This window comes from Corynebacterium sp. HMSC065H09, assembly GCF_001812845.1.
Taxonomy (GTDB): domain Bacteria; phylum Actinomycetota; class Actinomycetes; order Mycobacteriales; family Mycobacteriaceae; genus Corynebacterium; species Corynebacterium jeikeium_D.
The window spans coordinates 148,734-165,863 of the sequence record NZ_KV810576.1; the positions used below are offsets into that span (position 1 = coordinate 148,734).

16 protein-coding genes are annotated in these 17,130 nt (G+C 60.1%); 7 read left to right on the plus strand and 9 right to left on the minus strand.

All coding sequences use genetic code 11. From position 1 onward, the window contains the following. Positions 1-199: 199 nt before the first annotated feature. Complete coding sequence (locus HMPREF2878_RS01895) at positions 200-997, minus strand: exodeoxyribonuclease III (RefSeq protein WP_038626705.1); 798 nt, start codon at positions 995-997, stop codon at positions 200-202. Between the two features lie 121 nt (positions 998-1,118). Between HMPREF2878_RS01895 and HMPREF2878_RS01900 the strand changes: the two genes are divergently transcribed. Then, the gene (locus HMPREF2878_RS01900; protein ID WP_222865547.1) at positions 1,119-1,946 is read left to right on the plus strand and encodes an RDD family protein; all 828 of its coding nucleotides are present in this window, start codon (positions 1,119-1,121) and stop codon (positions 1,944-1,946) included. A 46-nt stretch (positions 1,947-1,992) separates the two neighbouring features. Here the strand turns inward: HMPREF2878_RS01900 and HMPREF2878_RS01905 are convergent, their stop codons facing one another. Both HMPREF2878_RS01905 and HMPREF2878_RS01910 read right to left on the minus strand, forming a co-directional pair. Continuing rightward, complete coding sequence (locus HMPREF2878_RS01905; RefSeq protein WP_049169902.1) at positions 1,993-3,165, minus strand: N-acetylglutamate synthase, CG3035 family; 1,173 nt, start codon at positions 3,163-3,165, stop codon at positions 1,993-1,995. Positions 3,166-3,168: 3 nt separating this feature from the next. Next, entirely contained in the window at positions 3,169-3,750 is a 582-nt protein-coding gene (locus HMPREF2878_RS01910; RefSeq protein WP_049169904.1) for a peptide deformylase, read from the minus strand. A gap of 200 nt (positions 3,751-3,950) precedes the next feature. Between HMPREF2878_RS01910 and HMPREF2878_RS01915 the strand changes: the two genes are divergently transcribed. The 4 genes from HMPREF2878_RS01915 to HMPREF2878_RS01930 all read left to right on the plus strand — a co-directional run bounded on the left by HMPREF2878_RS01915 (position 3,951) and on the right by HMPREF2878_RS01930 (position 7,284). Beyond that, positions 3,951-4,298, plus strand: a complete 348-nt coding sequence (locus tag HMPREF2878_RS01915; RefSeq protein ID WP_016421513.1) for a DUF3263 domain-containing protein — start codon at positions 3,951-3,953, stop codon at positions 4,296-4,298. Positions 4,299-4,340: 42 nt separating this feature from the next. Further along, on the plus strand, positions 4,341-5,264 hold the full coding sequence (locus tag HMPREF2878_RS01920) for a LytR C-terminal domain-containing protein (RefSeq protein WP_222865186.1): 924 nt from the start codon (positions 4,341-4,343) through the stop codon (positions 5,262-5,264). A gap of 221 nt (positions 5,265-5,485) precedes the next feature. Then, positions 5,486-6,043 (plus strand): hypothetical protein, encoded by a 558-nt coding sequence (locus tag HMPREF2878_RS01925; protein WP_049169906.1) that lies wholly within the window; start codon positions 5,486-5,488, stop codon positions 6,041-6,043. A 17-nt stretch (positions 6,044-6,060) separates the two neighbouring features. Beyond that, the gene (locus HMPREF2878_RS01930) at positions 6,061-7,284 is read left to right on the plus strand and encodes a glutamate--cysteine ligase (protein ID WP_049193794.1); all 1,224 of its coding nucleotides are present in this window, start codon (positions 6,061-6,063) and stop codon (positions 7,282-7,284) included. A gap of 172 nt (positions 7,285-7,456) precedes the next feature. On the opposite strand, the gene HMPREF2878_RS01935 is transcribed toward HMPREF2878_RS01930, so the two are convergent. From HMPREF2878_RS01935 to HMPREF2878_RS01960, 6 genes are read right to left on the minus strand one after another with little or no spacing between them, the layout of a single operon-like run. Then, entirely contained in the window at positions 7,457-7,807 is a 351-nt protein-coding gene (locus tag HMPREF2878_RS01935; RefSeq protein ID WP_016421509.1) for a monovalent cation/H(+) antiporter subunit G, read from the minus strand. Next, complete coding sequence (locus HMPREF2878_RS01940; protein WP_070605341.1) at positions 7,804-8,214, minus strand: monovalent cation/H+ antiporter complex subunit F; 411 nt, start codon at positions 8,212-8,214, stop codon at positions 7,804-7,806. The genes HMPREF2878_RS01935 and HMPREF2878_RS01940 overlap by 4 nt, the downstream gene beginning before the upstream one ends. Beyond that, complete coding sequence (locus tag HMPREF2878_RS01945; protein WP_070601049.1) at positions 8,195-8,848, minus strand: Na+/H+ antiporter subunit E; 654 nt, start codon at positions 8,846-8,848, stop codon at positions 8,195-8,197. Before HMPREF2878_RS01945 ends, HMPREF2878_RS01940 begins: the two co-directional genes overlap by 20 nt. Continuing rightward, complete coding sequence (locus HMPREF2878_RS01950; RefSeq protein ID WP_049193797.1) at positions 8,848-10,551, minus strand: Na+/H+ antiporter subunit D; 1,704 nt, start codon at positions 10,549-10,551, stop codon at positions 8,848-8,850. The genes HMPREF2878_RS01945 and HMPREF2878_RS01950 overlap by 1 nt, the downstream gene beginning before the upstream one ends. Next, on the minus strand, positions 10,541-11,056 hold the full coding sequence (locus HMPREF2878_RS01955; RefSeq protein ID WP_048760372.1) for a Na(+)/H(+) antiporter subunit C: 516 nt from the start codon (positions 11,054-11,056) through the stop codon (positions 10,541-10,543). Before HMPREF2878_RS01955 ends, HMPREF2878_RS01950 begins: the two co-directional genes overlap by 11 nt. Continuing rightward, a complete protein-coding gene (locus HMPREF2878_RS01960) occupies positions 11,053-14,190 on the minus strand; it encodes a Na+/H+ antiporter subunit A (RefSeq protein ID WP_049193803.1) in 3,138 nt (1,045 codons plus the stop codon). The genes HMPREF2878_RS01955 and HMPREF2878_RS01960 overlap by 4 nt, the downstream gene beginning before the upstream one ends. Positions 14,191-14,475: 285 nt before the next feature. Between HMPREF2878_RS01960 and HMPREF2878_RS01965 the strand changes: the two genes are divergently transcribed. Continuing rightward, positions 14,476-15,285, plus strand: coding sequence for a metal ABC transporter ATP-binding protein (locus tag HMPREF2878_RS01965; RefSeq protein ID WP_035006260.1), 810 nt, complete (start codon positions 14,476-14,478; stop codon positions 15,283-15,285). Beyond that, positions 15,282-17,048 carry a metal ABC transporter solute-binding protein, Zn/Mn family gene (locus HMPREF2878_RS01970; RefSeq protein ID WP_222865187.1) on the plus strand — a complete coding sequence of 589 codons (1,767 nt, stop codon included), beginning with the start codon at positions 15,282-15,284 and terminating at the stop codon, positions 17,046-17,048. Before HMPREF2878_RS01965 ends, HMPREF2878_RS01970 begins: the two co-directional genes overlap by 4 nt. Positions 17,049-17,130 lie beyond the last annotated feature (82 nt).

The window sequence follows — 17,130 nt, forward strand, 5'->3', positions numbered from 1 at the left end:
CCTTATATCGTCGAAATAACTTTCTGTGGTGAAAATTTGTAGATTGAACAAAAAGTTAGACTCATAAGTGTTGTGCGGGTGCTTTATCACCCATTTCTGCCCCTGATTTTAGGGGCTGGCAGCAAAGACTCCGCTTTACGACGGCCCCAGCGACACCCCCTAGTAGGAACTAGGCCTACGCGCTTTTCCGCCCGTTTATCTACACTTCGTAATCCACAATCACCGGAGCATGGTCGGATGCGCCTTTGCCCTGACGCTCTTCGATGTCGATGAATCCGGCGGACGCCTTTGCCGCGAGGTCGGGGGAGGCGAGCTGGAAGTCGATGCGCATGCCCTCATCCTTGAAAAAGCGGCCAGCCTTGTAATCCCAGTAGGTCCACTGGTTTGGGGTGAATTGGCGAGTTACTTCCTTCATGCCCGCCTGCTCCAGCGCATAGAAAGCTGCGCGTTCAGGCGGTGTGACGTGTGTTTTCCCTGCGAAGGCTGCCATTGACCAGACATCGCCGTCGGTCGGGGCAATGTTGAAGTCGCCGCCCATCATGAAGGTGGCCTCCGGGTCGTCGTCAAGCGTGGCGATGATGTGCTGACGGAGCCGCTCCAGAAATTCGAGCTTGTACTCGAAGTGCGGGTCGGTGATGTCGCGGCCGTTCGGGATGTAGAGGCTATGGACGCGCACGCCACCGCAGGTAGCGGCGATATGGCGGGCCTCCAATGCGGGAGTTGCGTCGGGGTCCTTGTTGAAACCGGGCTGACCGGGGAACTCTGCCTGGATGTCCTCAAGGCCGACGCGGGAGATGATGGCAACGCCATTCCACTGATTCAGGCCGTGGTGGGCGACTTGGTATCCCAGCTCTTCAAAAGCAGCGGTGGGGAATTGGTCGTCCTTGCACTTGGTTTCCTGGACGGCCAGGACATCAATGTCATTCCGGCGCAGCATTTCCACCATTCGGTCGAGGCGAGTTCGAGCCGAATTGACGTTCCAGACACAGATTCGCATATCAACGATTGTAAAAGGGGAACGAAACGGCGGCCTCATGCGTTGAACAAAGCAGTGACAAAATAGGCGGACAAAAACGGATAAGGTGGGCGGAAGTCCGGTAGGAAAGGGAGTTTCGAGGTTGGCTAACTGGGACGATCGCCGTTACGGCGGCGAGTACAGTCCGACGGATTACCTGGGTAGTAGTGGCAGGAACGCTTATCGGGAACACGACGCATATGCGGCGTACGATGCGGCAATGCCGTATCAGGAAGTGCCATATCCGGTAGCAAACATTCCGGTCGGCTATGAAAGCGGGTACCCCGCTAGCTATGGGGTGTCTTCCTTCGGTGAGCTCAGTGCTAATCCCAAAGTCGCGCCGCTGACCGCTCAAATGGCAGTACACCTGGGCTTTGACCCCAATCTGGCCAATGGCTCAGTGGCACGTCGTGGTGGTGCGCTGTTGGTGGATTCTGTCATCTACACTGCATTGATTGCCTCCATTGCAGTTCTCACTAGCATCGTGGGGACATCGGACAGCGGCGTAATGGTGATGCTGATCAGCCTCTTCCTCGGTCCCGGTGGTTTTTACCTCTACCGCGTGGCGGGGGACTCCATCTTCGACGGGTCGCCGGGTAAACACGCCATGGGCATGAAAATCGAAGGTGCACACGGGATGCCAGTCTCAGCCCGCGATGGTTTTGTGCGCAATGCCTGGATTCTGCCGTCGATGATTCCGGTCGCCGGTTGGTTTGTCTCTGCGGGCCTGGCTGGCTGGATTGCGATGGGTGCGTCCCGCGATCCGCTGGGGAGAGGTCGTCATGAACTCTCGGTCCACACCCGTGTGGTGGAAAAGCCGGAGACGCGCGAGCTGCCGCGCGGGCAGCGCCGCATGGACAATCGCATGGGTAGCAAAGAGCAGCAGGGCAAGCAGCTGAAGCGGATTAAAAGGGTTAAGCGCGGGAAGTAGGGCGATCAGGGCGAGCAGCGCAGGGCCGAAACGTAACCCCCGGCCCCTAAGCCCCTGTCAGCTCCGCGTAGCGGTGCCGGTGGTGCTCGGTAAAACCGAGTGTCCGGTATAGCGCAATGCCAGGCTCATTTGAGCCCAATACCTGCAGATATGCAGAATCTGCCCCGTGTTGTGCGCCCCAGTGCATCATGTGAATTCCCAGTAGGGTGCCAAGTCCTCGGCGGCGCATATCGGCTGCGACTTCCACAGCGGAGAACCCGAGCCACACACGGCCGTCGTCCGATTCGGTCAGCGTGCCGCGCGTAATGGCTACCGTGCGTATGCCTTCAGGCGCATTGTTGGCAGGCACTTGCAGGCGTCCGAAGCACATGCGGCCATCAATTTCATTGCGCAGAAGCTGTAGTGCATGCTCGGACAGCGTGGTACCGCGGAAATGGTAGAGCCCCAGCCAGTCGTCGTCAGGTTGATCAGCGATATCCACCTGCACGTCTGCAAGCTCGACGCTGTGCTCATCGAGCACCTGTTCGGCGCTGTGCTCATCAAGCACCTGTACGGCGCTGTGCGATTCAGCTGCCAATTCAGCAGGCGGCAAATCCCCATCGAGTGAGCGCGTCATAACCACAATGTCCGGCCCGACCGTCCACTCCGGCCCCGCGACCAGCGCCTGTGCAGGTTTGGCGATTCTATCCGGAATCGCAATCCGCACCGGCAAATCGTGGGAATCGTAAAACGACTTAATCTTCTCCAACGGCACCGGCTGAGTGCTGGCTCCGGGTTCGAGCGGCAGCGCGGAGTTGGAACGCTCCGTAATGCCATCGCCGGCTCGCAGCAGCCAGCCCGACTCCACCACATGCGCGATACCCGGGAAGGCCTTCGCTGTCGCAGTTTCCACGGCGCGAATATCCGAATTGCGCACCGGATGATCCGGCAGGGCCTTCACAATCAAAATGTGCTTATCGCTAAAGTCCACCGCTGCCACGGATTCGTCGGCACGCACGCCAGCACGAACCTGCGGACGCACGACGAACGGATCCATGCTGAGCACATGCCCAATGACGTCCGTAGTCTTCTTGCCGCTGGCCAATGCTTCTTCATCGGTCAGCGCGCGCCGCACAATGACACGACGTCCCACCGCCACTTCACCGACGCCCCAGCGGGAAATCGGTAGCTTCTGTGCTGCATTTTCGCTTGCCGACGACTCCAATTGCCTATCCGCCACGATCTAATCCTCGTGGCCGAACGGATCCGGATCCACGCCCGGCATCCAGGTCAGGCCGCCCTCGGTCCAACCGGCGCGCTTGATTTCCTTCTTGGCCATGCGCTTCCAACGACCGGTGAGGCAATCGGTATAGAGGAACCCATCTAGATGGCCGACCTCGTGCTGCATGCAGCGAGCGAGGAAACCGGTGGCCTCGATGCGGACCTCTTCGCCGTTTTCATCCAGGCCGGTGACGACAGCCTTCTCCGCGCGGTTGGTGGGGAAGGACAGGCCGGGTACAGAGAGGCAGCCTTCGTCATCGGAACCGTCGTCATTAGGCATGGTCTTCGGGATTTCACTGGTGGTCAGCACCGGATTGATGACGCAGCCGCGGTGCCAGACGTCGTCATCATCGGGGCAGTTGTAGACGAACAGACGCTTGCCGACGCCCACCTGGTTGGCAGCCAGCCCCACACCGTGGGCGCGGTCCATGGTTTCGTACATGTCCTCGATGAGCTCACGCAGCTCGGAGATGTCCTCGGTTACCGGCTGGGTAGGAGTGTGGAGAACGGGGTCTCCGGCAATCACAATGGGACGGATAGTCATGTCGCTGATTCTACTCGGCGTCCATGTTTTCTATATCGCCTGGTGATGTCAGGGGTCTTGGAGACGTTGGGCGATGTCGGAAGTGGTATGTAGGGCTGGGCGGCTGGGCCTTACCATGTATCTTCGCTAAGTATCTGCATAGGCAGTGTTGTGCAGAATAGAAAATCAGGGCGAGTGGGAAGGAAAGCGGGGTGCGGAAAATGGTGAGCAAGAAACCCATAGGCGGCAGCCACGAACCTGAGACTGAGCTGCGGCCTGACTCATCCGAGCATCCCGGACTCGCGGGCGATACCGGCGGCATTGAGCCCATTTTGGCGCAGAAAATGCTGGATTTTGAGAAGGAATGGCTGAAAGTTGCCCGCCGTGGGCCGCGTATGGCCGGTGCGCGGCAGGAGGCAATTCGGCGTCGCTTTGCCGAGGACTTCGGCAACAACACAATCCGTTACCACCAGGTACTTTCGCGACTTCTCGATTCTCCGGCAGCCGAAGCGGCCGAACCCGTGTTGGTTCATCGGCTGCGCGCCGTGCGGGACAACCAAGACGCATAAGGTTCAAGTTTCACTTCACGGTTCGGCGGCAGAACATATAGGATGTGGGATGTGTCTGACCAACTAAACCCTCAGAATTCGCCGCGTCCGGGCCGTCATCGACTCGATGACGACTTCGACGACTTCGATGAGTACAGCGATTACGCGGAGGCTCCCGCCGCTGGCGGCGCCCATGCGTACTCCGAGCCGTCGGATGCTCAACACACAGCGCCAAAATCTGCGGCTCCCGCCGCTGGTGCAGCTGCTGCTGGTGCCACCGCCGCCTCGACCGGTGCCAGCGCTGGGGCTGCTAGCAATTCCGCAGCTGCTGATGGTGTTGATGACGGCGACATCGGCGACGGTGCCGGTGATGGCCGCTACATGCGCGTTCTCGCTATCGTGCTGCTCGCTATCGGCGTGTGCCTGGTCGCCTACGGTGCCTATGCACTCAGCACACGTGGCGACGATGCCGAGAACACCGGCCAGAATGACACCTCGGCATCCGCTCCGGTTGACTCTGGTGCGCCTGCTGACTCGGCCAACGGCAGTGATCCGGCAAAGGATGGTGCTGTTGGAGATGGTGACGGCGAGGTTCCGCCGCCGCCACCGGCAAATGAGCCAGGCAAACCGGTTCCTCCCGCTGAGAATCCGCCGGCACAGGATGAGGCCAACGAAGCGCCCCAGATTGACCGCAAGACTGTCAAGGTCAGTGTCCTGAATAACTCTGAGGTCGTGGGCCTCGCCGATGACCTGTCCAAGCAGATGGGCGAGCAGGGCTGGGGCGCCGGCGAGACCGGCAATGCTCCTGAAGAGAAGATGGGTGTGTGGGAGAAGACCACCGTCTACTTCGACCCGAGGAACGAAGAGGAAAAGGCCGCCGCTGAGCAGATCGCGCATGACAACGGTTGGGAAGCCGCACCTCGCGATGACCGCCTCCGGGACGCTCCGGCGGGAATCGTCGTGGTCGCCACTGACCCGGCTCACTAGACTCCCGGCCCACCAGGCTTTGGTCTCTCACTAAGGTTTGCGGCCTAAGTCTCAAAACCTGCCGCCGTGGTGCGAAGCCCCATAGCTTTCCAAGTCCCGCGTAAGCCACACATTTCATGGCCTACGCGGGGCTTTTGCATATTTTGCAGTCTCAAACAGATCACGGCTGAAAAAGGGGTACTAGTATTCTGCTAGTAGCCAGTGAGGTCTGTGAGGTTTTTATGTTCGCCGTAAAGCGTCGTCGTGTTGCTGTCGCCACCGCGTTGGGTTGTGCTGCAACACTGTTGGTGTCCTGCTCGGGGGTTGAATCCAGCAGCGACAAGGACGGGAACGCAGGCGCGTCGACAAGCACTGCGCCAGTGAGCGTAGATCCGGCTGCACCGAAGCTGACCGAGCGAGTCAGCGCCTATAACTTCATCCGAACAAACGACGACGGATCAATGAAAATGCTGGCAACTGTACAGGTCATGAGCGCCAAGGGATGGATGGGACTGTCCGACGAAAAAGGTCAGTTCACTACCTTGGATAAGGGCAAGTACACAGTGCAGGCGCGCGGTGCATCTGGCTGCAGTGGCATCGGCAGCCCCGCAACCGAAGGGTTGGGTGTCATCGGCGAAGTGCACGTCGATGACAAACGGAATGCAGATGTCTGGAACGTTCCGTCCAAGGTGGATGAAGACAGTTTCACCACAGTTGCGCTTGTCGATTCCAACGGTGACCTTGCCTCCTGCGCAAAAACCGTCACCTGGACGGAGCCAACTGAGGAAAACGACTCCTAGTGTGAAAAAATAGCGGTATGACTGAGCAATTTTCCGGATCGGCGCAGCCATCACTGGGAGTGGAATGGGAAGTGGCGTTCGTTGACCGACGAACGCGCGACACCGCCCCCGCTGCCGCCGAGGTGCTCGACATCATCGATGCGGAGCATCCCGGACATGGGCTCCAGCGAGAGTTCCTCGCCAACACCGTAGAGCTCGTCACCGGTGTGCACACGAACGTGCCCGGTGCCGTAGCGGAGCTCCAAAGCCAGCTGGACATGGTTCTCGAGGCCGCTGATCGCGTTGGGGTGGATGTGTGGTCATCGGGCTCGCATCCGTTCGCCCGCGGTACTGCTCAGCAGGTCAGCGCTAAGGGGCACTACTCCGAAATCATCAACCGCACTCAGTGGTGGGGTAACCAGATGATCATCTGGGGAGTCCACGTCCATGTTGGCATTAAGGACTCCGAACGCGTTTGGCCGATCATTCAGGCCCTGGCAACGAAGCTGCCGCACATGTTGGCGCTGTCTGCCTCCTCACCGGCCTGGAACGGTGAGGACATGGGTTACGCTTCCAACCGAAGCCTGCTCTACCAGCAGCTTCCCACCGCTGGTCAGCCGCCGGCGATTTACACGTGGCCCGAGTGGGAGTCCTACATGCACGACCAGTCCCGCTCCGGCGTCATCAATCACACCGGCTCGATGCACTTGGACATTCGCCCGGCATCAAAGTACGGCACCATTGAGATTCGTGTCGCTGACGCTACCTCTAACCTGCAGGAACTCGCCGCTATCGTGGCATTGACGCACTGTCTGACGGTTTACTACGACCGCATGTGGGAGGCTGGCGAGGAGCTACCGTCGCTGCAGTCCTGGCACATCGCCGAAAACAAGTGGCGCGCCGCCCGCTACGGCATGGACGCGCTGGTCATCGTGAATCGCGATACCGACGAGCGGTGGGTTCGCGACGAACTCCGTGAACTTGTGGTTCAACTCGCCCCGCTTGCCGACGAACTGGGTTGCCGAGCCGAACTGGAATTCGTCAACAACATCGTGGAAATGGGCGCGGCATACGAGCGGCAGCGCACTGTGGCGGATGCGGCCGGGGCGCTGCCTTCCATGGCTACCGAGGACGACGTACGGGCGAACGAAGAGCGCATTGGCCACACCCCGTGGCGTGCCGCCGTGGATCTTGCGGTGCAGGAACTGCGCGCCGGGCATCCGATAGCGCCTGCAGATTTCCACGAGCAAGTAGACGACTAGCCGTCGTTAAGCGGTGTGTGCCCAGACAAAAATTAGTGACTAGGCCTATAGCACTTTTGGGGTGCATAAACCTAGCCACTAACTGAAGAAAGGCGCCCCCCCCTGGGCGGCCCCGGTCGAACCCGGTTCCGCTCCAGGTCGGGGTCCAATCTTGACGGGGAGTGTCCTCTCGTTATTCCCGGCTGTCATCGCGGGCGAGGCTGTCCTCGTCGACGAGCCTCTCTTTGAACGCCTCGTGGCCAACGCGGTTACTAACAATTGGCGATGTACCCAGAGCAAACAGGATAATCAGGGTCAACAGAGCCAAGTCACTACTAGTAGTTGTGTGAGCTGACGCGTGCGTGGCGACGTGCACAAGCGAGCCCGACAGCGTCAAAATTAGCCCCAGTGTTTGTGGCTTGGAGGATGCGTGCATCCGACTGATGGTGTCGCGGAAGCGTATCAATCCCACGGACGCTGCAACGCACAGTAGCATTCCGGTGAGAATGAGTGTGATGGCGATAATGTCTGCCACGAGAATCATTTGGACTCTCCCTTCGCTGTTTTCGGAGCTGCTGTCGGTGTTGCCTTAGGCGCTGCTTTCTGTGCGGTTTTCTTTGTGGCGACCTTTCCGGCTGCTTTCGCCACACCCTTTCGGGAGCCCTTCGCGGGCTGCTTTCCGTCATCCGGAACACGGAACTTGGCGACTGCCAGCGAAGACAGGAAACCGAGCAGCGCAATGATGAGCATTGGGTAGACCACCGAAGTGTCCAAACTCCATGCCATGAACGCAGCGAGCATGCCCTGCAACATTGCAGTCATGGACTCCAGCGCCACCAGGCGGTCCAGCGAGTTTGGTCCTGCGATCATGTGCCCGAGGGTAATCATCACCGCAATGAAATAGCCTGCGGCAGCCACTCCGAGCAGAATGTTAAAAACTTCCGGGTTCATCGGCTACTCCTTTCTCCCCTTTTTCGCTGCTCGTTTCGCCTTGCTCGCCGCTTTTCGCACTGCTCGGCTGCTCTTCGCCAGAGCCTGGCTTAGTCGGTTGCTCATGTACATCGCGGTTCTCAAACGCGCGAATCACCCGTCGCTCGATTCGGGTCAACTGGTTGATTTGTTCAGCTACCTTGCCTGTCGACGAAGCGTCGAGAAGATGCATGGTCAGCGTCTTTTTTCGCTTATCGATGTCCACGATGATGCCGCCCGGCTGCAGATTAATTAGTGCCATTGCAGTCGTGAGCGAAATATCGTCATTGGTCCGCATGGGGACCTTGATAATGGCAGTCGGTGGCGGATCATCTCGTCGGATGGCCAGCCAGGCGACACTGATAGAGGCCTTCACAAAGTCGATTGTCCAAGAACCGAACAGTCGCACCATGCCACCGAAGTTGATATCCAGCGCGCTGTTTGGCGGGATAGGCATGGCGAGGTTCAGCAACGTGGCTACCAGGATTCCCGAGAGCACATTGGCAAATGTCACCTCGCCCCACAGCATGACCCAAATAATCACTGTGAATAAAAAGAGCAGGATTGAAATACGTGGTGGTCGCTTTGCAGCCACCTTGGCGCGCGTTTTACTCATCAGCTTTCACCTGCTCCTTCCAGCGTGCTGGTGGCACGTTCGGTCGCCGAATCCGACTTCCATGGGCTCTTGGTGCGGCCTGGGTTTTCCAGCTGCTCCAGGCCCTTGTCATCGGCCGAGTCGATACCGAGGACCGCTGCGCGGTACTCATCAACATTCGCGACGTTGCTTGCCGCTTCGGTAGCCACATTGGACAGTGGCCCGGCCAGAACGGTAACCCCCACAGAAGCAATCACCAGCAGAGCCGTCGGCATCACCATGCCGAGTGGCATCTTGCCGACGTCGTCACGCTCTGCGATAGCAACCATCTGAGTCCTTTCCCGGAGCGCGGCTGGCTGCGCAAGCACAGTGTCGCCCTCGGGGGCGTCGGAACGGTCGCGCCAGAAGGCCTTCGACCAGACGAGAATCATGGTGTAGAGGGTCAGCAGGCTGGTGATGATAGATCCCGCAACCAGAATCCATGCGGTGGCGGATCCGTTCTGTGCGCCGGCCTCGATGAGCATGACCTTGCCCAGGAAGCCTGAGAACGGTGGGATACCACCGAGGTTGAGCGCGGGCACGAGGTATAGCAACGCCAGCAGCGGCGACGTCTTGGCCAGGCTACCGAGGCTGCGCAGGGAGGACGAGCCCGCCTGGCGCTCGATAAGCCCGACCACCAGGAACAATGCCGTCTGCACCAGAATGTGGTGGACGATGTAGAAAATCGCGCCGCCGAGTCCCAGCGTATTGCCGACGGCAATACCGAAGATCATGTATCCGATGTGGGATACCAGCGTAAAAGACAAGAGACGTTTAATGTCATTTTGGGCCATGGCACCGAGAATGCCCATGAGCATTGTCGCTAGGCCAGCCCACATCAGGACGTCGTCAAGCCTGCCGTCTGGGAAAACGACACTGCGCGTGCGGATGATCGCGTAGACACCCACCTTCGTCAGCAGCCCCGCGAAGACCGCGGTAACCATCGACGGTGCGGTGGGGTAGGAGTCTGGCAACCACGCCGACAGCGGGAACACCGCCGCCTTCACTGCGAAGGCGACGAGCAGCACTGCGAAGATCGCGGTGCGGGTGCCATCGGGGATGTCCTCCATGCGCAGGGAAATGTGTGCGAAGTTCACCGTGCCGACCGCTTGATAAACCAGGCCAATCGCCAGCAGGAACACCATCGAGGACAACATGTTGACCATCACATACGACACGCCTGCGCGAATGCGTGACGACGATGCCCCCAGCGTGAGCAACACGTAGGAGGCTACGAGCAGAACCTCGAAGCCGACGTACATGTTGAACAGATCGCCGGCCAGGAAGGCCATGGAGACGCCCATGTTGAGCAGCATGTACGTCGGAACGAAGACGGAGATCGGCTCATCTTCGTCACCATCGCTAATACCCTGGCCGATGCCGAACCACATCACGGCAAAGAGGACCAGCTGAGAGACGGTGATCATCAACACTGCGAGGTTGTCGGCTACGAGCGTGATGCCGATTGGTGCGTCCCAGCCGCCCACCTGGACCGTGTGGACGCCGTGCGCGTAGATGAGATACACCAAGGCGCTGGCGACTCCCAGCAGGCTGCCGAGCGAGATTAGCGCGATCGCCTGCTGTGCTTTGGGAAAACGTGCCAGCAGCAGAGCAATTGCGGCGGTGGCGGCGGGGACGATGATAGGCAGCGGAATTAGTGCCAGAATTATTTGCTCAGTCGTCATCGTCGTCACCTCCTGGGGAGTTTGATGGCGGGGTCACGGGCTTTTCGAAACTGGCCGGACCGAAGCTATCGCCGGCCTCTGTGGGACGACCGGTGGTGGGATCGTCGGACTTGTCGTGGTCCGGAGCAGCTGATGGGTCGCTGGCCCGACGCATTGCCAGGCTGCGGTCCTCGTGGTCATCTTGCACGTGATCGCCGATGCGGTAGCGGTGCTGGCGATAGAGCAGAGCCAACAGGAATGCGGTCATGCCCATGGAAATAACAATTGCGGTGAGGATAAAGGCCTGGGGCAGTGAGTCTGCCTGAGCATCGCTGACCAGCGATTCCCTATCCCAAATTGGTGGCCGTCCCGGCGAACCAGAGCCAAGCAGGATGAGCAGGTTGATACCGTTGCCCATCAGCAACAGTCCCATGAGCATCCTGGTCAACGAACGATCGAGGAACAGGTACACCCCTGTAGCAATCAGCGTGCCGACAGTTGCTAGCAGAACAAAATTGAGAATCACGGGTGTGTGTCCTTTCCTTCGGTCCTAGCTGGGGCTGTCGGTTCTGAAGCCTCTGAGGTGGCTGTGTTGGCAGAGTCTGCGGGTTTAGTGCCGGCAGGTTTAACGCTTGCGGGATTAGCGCCTGCGGACTTAACACCTGCGGGCTTAGCCGCCGCCAACTTGCTGCGCAGCTGGCGGGACTGGCCGAGTGCGGCTCGATTCACACGACGTGAACGATCACGCTCAGCGCGAAGGTTTATCTGAGCGTCGATGCCACCGCCCAAACTGCGCAGGATGTAGACAATCGTGCTAACCACGATCATGTATACGCCCAGGTCAAAGAGCATCGGGGAGACAACAGTGACATCTCCGAGCAGCGGAATTTCCCGCGAGCCATACGTAGAAGTTAGCGGTGCCCACCCCACAAACAGTGGCCACAACGCGCTGAGTGCCGACACCAGCAAACCGCCGCCGAGAAGCATCTCGTTAGGAATCGGCAGAGTTGCCGCCAACTCACGACGACCACCGATGAGATAACGCATGGTCAGTGCCAGCGCAGCCACGAGACCACCGGCGAAGCCACCGCCGACATCGTTATGGCCGGCAAAAAAGAGATAGAAGGAAACCACCATCATGGCGGGGAAGAGCACGCGCGATGCCACCAGCACCATGATCGGGTAGCGCAACCGCTCGGCTTCACCGGACTCATCGAGAGTGTTCAACCAACGGTTGGTGCGGCGAGCTCGATTCCGCTGCGGCTTAATCTTTGAACGCATATGCATGGTATGCGTGCGGAAGACCAGTGAGGTAATCCCCAGAGCCACCATCACCAGCACGGTGATTTCACCGAAGGTGTCCCAGGCGCGGATGTCGACAAGCAGTACGTTGACTGCATTCTGGCCGTGTCCAATATCGTGCGCCAGCGGCGGAATGTCGCCCGAGATTGGCTCAGTACGACGGGAGCCCATGGCGTAGGCGGCCAACACGGGAACCGTGACACCGACTGCAATGGCCAACCAAGCACGGTGTCGTGTCCACCTCGGGTTCGATGCCGGTGCCCGCGGGGAGAGCGTACGCAACACCAACACGAAAATAATCATTGAGACCGTCTCGACCAGCAGCTGCGTCAGGGCCAAGTCAGGAGCGCCGTACATGGCGAAAATAATGGCCAAGCCGTAGCCTGTCACGCCTACCAGGATGACCCCGGAAAGCCTGTTCTTCTGCCGGGTAGCGGCCAGCGCCGCGATAATCATGATGAGCGCAACTGCACCCTGCGGAGCAGAGTCCCACAGTTCCATTCGCAGCTCATCGCGCTCGCCGAGCAACAACGCACCGATGGACAGCACGATGAGGGTCAGCAAAATGACCGCTTCATTCAACGGGAGGGAACCACGCTGGGTCGCAGCAGTGACACGGAGAGAAAGACGGCGGGCCAAGTCCAGGATTCCGTCGTAAAGCGCATCGGCACTACCGAGAGCCGGCTGATCAAACTGCAGCTGACGCACCAGATTACGCTGCCAATGCATGATGGCACCCACGAGTAGAATTGTGGCCGTCAGTGCCAGCGGAAGGGTGAATCCGTGCCAGAGCGCCAGGTGCGTTTCTGCTTCCGTATTCGGGAATGCGCTGGTGAGGTAGGGCGAGATAATCGAGTCGAGGACGCGGGGAACCAGGCCGAAAACCAAACCTGCCAGCGCCAACAGCCAAGCCGGGCCAATCTGATCCCACGTCGGGGAATCCATCTCTGCCACGGCAGGGGAAGTGCCACCGCCGCTGGCGTGGGTGCTGGACTTGGTCGCAAACGCGGCGCGCAGCAGGTACAGCGAGTACGCTACGGTCAGAATCGAACCCACGACGAGGCCAATGGTGGTAAACACCGACGGCATCCCATGCAGCGGATCAGCATTGAGCGTGGCCTCCAGCGCAGCTTCCTTGGCGACGAAGCCGAAGAACGGCGGCACACCCATCATCGATGCAGCGGCGAGAATCGAAATCACCAGCAACTGCGGCGACTTTCTACCGAGCCCAGAGAGCTCACGGATATCGCGCGTACCAGTCAGCCTGTCAATTGTGCCCGCGACCATAAACAGCGCGGCCTTGAACATGGCATGGCCGAGCGTCAGTGCCAGGGCTGCCAGCATCGTCGCACGCGTGCCTATCGACGCGACTGTGATGATGAATCCCAACTGGCTGACAGTGCCATACGCCATAATCAGCTTGAGATCCTTCTGGCGCAGGGCCATCCAGCCGGCCATGATCATGGTCAAGAGGCCGAGCGGGATGATGATTGGCTGCCACGCGTTGGTGTCATTGAAGGTCGGCGCGAGCCGGGCAACCAGGAACACACCGGCTTTGACCATCGCTGCCGAATGCAGGAAGGAAGAAACCGGGGTAGGGGCGGCCATTGCACCGGGTAGCCAGAAGTGGAAGGGCGCGATAGCGGACTTCGACAGCGCACCAACGACCAGCAGGATTGCGGCCGTGGATACTGCCGTGGAGTCCAGCTGTGCCGCTGTCAGAGCGCCAGGCGCGGTGAGTTCGGAGAAGTTCCAGAAACCGGTGGTCACTCCCATCAGAACGATACCGACCAGCATGATGAGGCCACCCAGCGTCGTGACCAGGAGCGCCTGGCCTGCTGCGCGACGGGAGGAGGCGCGCTCGGCGTAGTAGCCCACCAGGAGGAAGGACAGAACCGAGGTAATTTCCCAGAAGACGAACATCAGCATGATGCTGTCGCTGATGACCAGGCCGTACATCGCCGCAGCGAAGGCGATCATTTGGGCTGCGAAGGAACCTACGCGGCGACGTTTGCCGAGTGGCGGGTTGATGAAGTAACCGGAGCAGTACACCAGTACGAGAAAGCCGATGGTCAAAACCAGCGTGCCGAAGAGCGATTCAATAGGACCTAATCGCAGGTTTACATCCAAGTGGATAATGGGCATCCACGAAAAATGCGTGACGGCGGGTTGCGTGAGTGCGGAAGTTTCCCCGTTGCCATTGTCTAGAGCTAAGCGAACGAGATGGGTGCCGGTGTAGATGGCACCGCCTGCCAGCGGGAGGCTGAGTACGAGGAACCCGCGGGTTCCGAGCCACTTAATCGTCCATGGTGCAAGCGCTGCCGTAACGAACAGGATGCACAGGAGAGAAGTCACTATTCCATAATGATTGGAACACGCCAGTTCATGCAACCCCGTTTTAGGGACTTAAGCATTTGAAGCGGTGTTAACCGAGTGTGTGAAAACGGTCAATTGTTTCTGGGAAAGTGAAAATTTGGGGGTGAGTTGTGGGGGGGCGGAAGTTGGGCATTTTTTGGGGCTTGAGCGGCTGACTGCTCAAGCCCCAAATCAGTGCCATTACTGCCCCCCCCAACACCACCCCACCCCAAAGGTCAATACATTGAACTTGGTGATTCATTGAACTGACCACTATTCTTGGCTGCCATGAGTATTAGCGTCCAGAACTTGAGCGTGAGCTACGGCGCGAACACCGCGATTCGGAACATCAGCTTCACCCTCGACTCCCCCGGCATGCACGGCATCATCGGCCCCAACGGCTCAGGCAAATCCACCCTCATGAAGGCGATGCTCCAGATCCTGGACAAACACAACGTCCACGGCACAGGCCCCACCGGCGCCCCTGCCGGCTACCCCGTCACCCTCGACGGCAAGGCCCCCGCCGAGCAGCGCCGCGCAATCGCTTATATCGAGCAGCGCTCTGACCTCGACCGCAACTTCCCCACCAGCGTCTTCGACACCGTCCTGATGGGCACTTACCCGCGCCTGGGTCTTTTCCACCGCCCCGGCAAGGCCGAACGCGAAGCAGCCACCCAGGCTCTCAAGGACGTCGACATGTGGGACTTTCGCCACCGCCACATCAGCGAACTCTCGGGCGGACAGTTCCAGCGCGTCCTCTTTGCCCGCGCCATCGTCCAGGACGCGGAGTACATCTTCCTGGACGAGCCCTTCGTCGGCATCGACGTCCCCAGCGAGAAGACGATCGTGACCCTGCTGCGGCAGATGGCGGACGCGGGCAAGCACGTCGTCGTCGTGCACCACGACATGAACACGGTGCGCGGCTACTACAACGACCTCATCGTCCTCAACGGCGAGCTCGTCGCGGCGGGTCCCACCGAGGAGGTCTTCGTCCCCGACGTGCTGCAGAAGGCCTTCGGCGCGCTCGTCATCCGCGAGCCGTCAGCACCAGCCCACCCCACGCCACGGCAGGCAGCCCTCCAGGAGGAGACAGCATGATCGCGGAGTTCCTCGACTCACTACTCAGCCACGGCTACCTGCAAAAAGCGCTGATCACCTCGGTGATCGTGGGCGTGGCCTGCGGCATCGTCGGCAGCTTCATCGTGCTGCGCGGCATGGCCCTGATCGGCGACGCCATCTCGCACGCCGTACTACCGGGGGTCGCGGCCTCCTACCTGCTCGGCACGAACCTCTTCCTCGGGGCGGTGGTCGCGGGTCTACTCGCCACACTGGCGATCGGGCTGATCAGCGAACGCTCCACTGTGAAGAACGATTCGGCGATCGGCATCGTCTTTTCCACCTTCTTCGCGATCGGCGTGCTGCTCATGGCGAAAGCGCAGACGGCGACGGATCTGACGGAGATCCTCTTCGGCAACGTCCTGACCGTTCAGGACGCCGACCGCAACCTCTCGATCGGTATTGCCGCTGCCGTGCTGATTCTCACGCTGGTCTTTTACAAGGAGCTCAAGCTCAGCACCTTCGACCCCGTCATGGCGCAGTCGGCTGGCGTGCCCGTGCGGGCAATCCACTACGGGCTGATGGTGGTGCTCACGCTGGTGACGGTCATTTCCCTGCAGACGGTGGGCGTGATCCTGGTGGTCTCCCTGCTGATCACTCCGGCGTCGGCGGCGTACCTGCTGACGAACCGGCTGGGAGTGATGATCGGGCTTTCAGTGGCGATCTCGGCGCTCAGCTCCGTAGTGGGGCTGTTCCTGAGCTATAGCTACAACGTGTCCTCCGGCGTGACGATCGTGCTGACCGCCAGCGCGCTGTTCCTGCTGGCTTTCCTCTTCGCGCCAGGCAAGGGACTGATTGCTCGCTCGCTGGGCAATAAGCCACTGGCCGCGCTGTTGGCCCTCCTGGTGGGCGGTGCCCTCGTGTTCGGGGCCGTGACCTTCTCGACGGAGGAGAAGGCAGACGGTGAGCAGCTGAACGTCGTCACCACCTTCACGCTGCTGGCGGACCTGGTGGAGGAGATCGGCGGCGAGGCGGTGGACGTCCATAACCTCGTGCCGACCGGCACGGACCCGCACGACTACGACCCCCTGCCCGCGGACCTGGATGCGACGAGCGACGCCGACCTGCTGTTCTACAACGGGCTGAACCTCGAGGGCGGTGAGCACGGCTGGCTCGCGAAACTGAAAAACACCGCGGGCCTGGACGATTCCCAGATGGTCGAGGCCACCAAGGGCGTGGAACCGAAGTACCTCAAGGACGAAAAGGGCAATCAGGAGATCAACCCGCACGCCTTCCTGGACCCGACCGTCGGCATCGCGATGGCCGAGAACGTGACCGCGGCGCTGGCCGAGGCCCTGCCCGAGCGTGCCGAGCACATCGAGGAGAAGGGGGCGGAGTACAAGGCCATGCTGGAGAGCATCGACGCCGACTACCGCGAGCAGATCGGTGCGCTGCCGAAGGAGGATCGTGTGCTCGTGGCCAGTGAACATGCCTTCCAATACATGGTCGACACCTACGGCATGGAGCAGCTGTATATCTGGCAGATCGACACGGATGAAAACGGCTCCCCCGCGCAGATCGGACACCTCGTGCGCCAGCTGAAGGACAAGCGCCCGAAGCACCTGTTCGTGGAGTCGAACGTGGATACGCGCCCCATGAAGACCGTCTCGAAGGAGGCCGGGATTCCGATCTTCGACGAGCCACTGCACTCCGATGAGCTCGGCAAGCCGGGCACGGTCGCGGGAACCTACGAGGATTTCCTGCGCAGCAACTTGAAGACCATGATCGCGGGGCTGAAGCGCTAAAACGCGAATGCTCGAGGCCCACATGCGTTGGGCTTCCCCGGTCGCATTCCCGTTACCTTGTGAGTGTCCCCGATAATGGGGA

What these genes read in the sequence shown, in the direction of transcription:
- HMPREF2878_RS01895 (WP_038626705.1), bottom strand. Translation starts at nt 997, where the DNA reads ATGCGAATCTGTGTCTGGAACGTCAATTCGGCTCGAACTCGCCTCGAC.
- HMPREF2878_RS01910 (WP_049169904.1), bottom strand. Translation starts at nt 3,750, where the DNA reads ATGACTATCCGTCCCATTGTGATTGCCGGAGACCCCGTTCTCCACACT.
- HMPREF2878_RS01915 (WP_016421513.1), top strand. Translation starts at nt 3,951, where the DNA reads ATGGTGAGCAAGAAACCCATAGGCGGCAGCCACGAACCTGAGACTGAG.
- HMPREF2878_RS01920 (WP_222865186.1), top strand. Translation starts at nt 4,341, where the DNA reads ATGTGGGATGTGTCTGACCAACTAAACCCTCAGAATTCGCCGCGTCCG.
- HMPREF2878_RS01925 (WP_049169906.1), top strand. Translation starts at nt 5,486, where the DNA reads ATGTTCGCCGTAAAGCGTCGTCGTGTTGCTGTCGCCACCGCGTTGGGT.
- HMPREF2878_RS01930 (WP_049193794.1), top strand. Translation starts at nt 6,061, where the DNA reads ATGACTGAGCAATTTTCCGGATCGGCGCAGCCATCACTGGGAGTGGAA.
- HMPREF2878_RS01935 (WP_016421509.1), bottom strand. Translation starts at nt 7,807, where the DNA reads ATGATTCTCGTGGCAGACATTATCGCCATCACACTCATTCTCACCGGA.
- HMPREF2878_RS01940 (WP_070605341.1), bottom strand. Translation starts at nt 8,214, where the DNA reads ATGAACCCGGAAGTTTTTAACATTCTGCTCGGAGTGGCTGCCGCAGGC.
- HMPREF2878_RS01945 (WP_070601049.1), bottom strand. Translation starts at nt 8,848, where the DNA reads ATGAGTAAAACGCGCGCCAAGGTGGCTGCAAAGCGACCACCACGTATT.
- HMPREF2878_RS01950 (WP_049193797.1), bottom strand. Translation starts at nt 10,551, where the DNA reads ATGACGACTGAGCAAATAATTCTGGCACTAATTCCGCTGCCTATCATC.
- HMPREF2878_RS01965 (WP_035006260.1), top strand. Translation starts at nt 14,476, where the DNA reads ATGAGTATTAGCGTCCAGAACTTGAGCGTGAGCTACGGCGCGAACACC.
- HMPREF2878_RS01970 (WP_222865187.1), top strand. Translation starts at nt 15,282, where the DNA reads ATGATCGCGGAGTTCCTCGACTCACTACTCAGCCACGGCTACCTGCAA.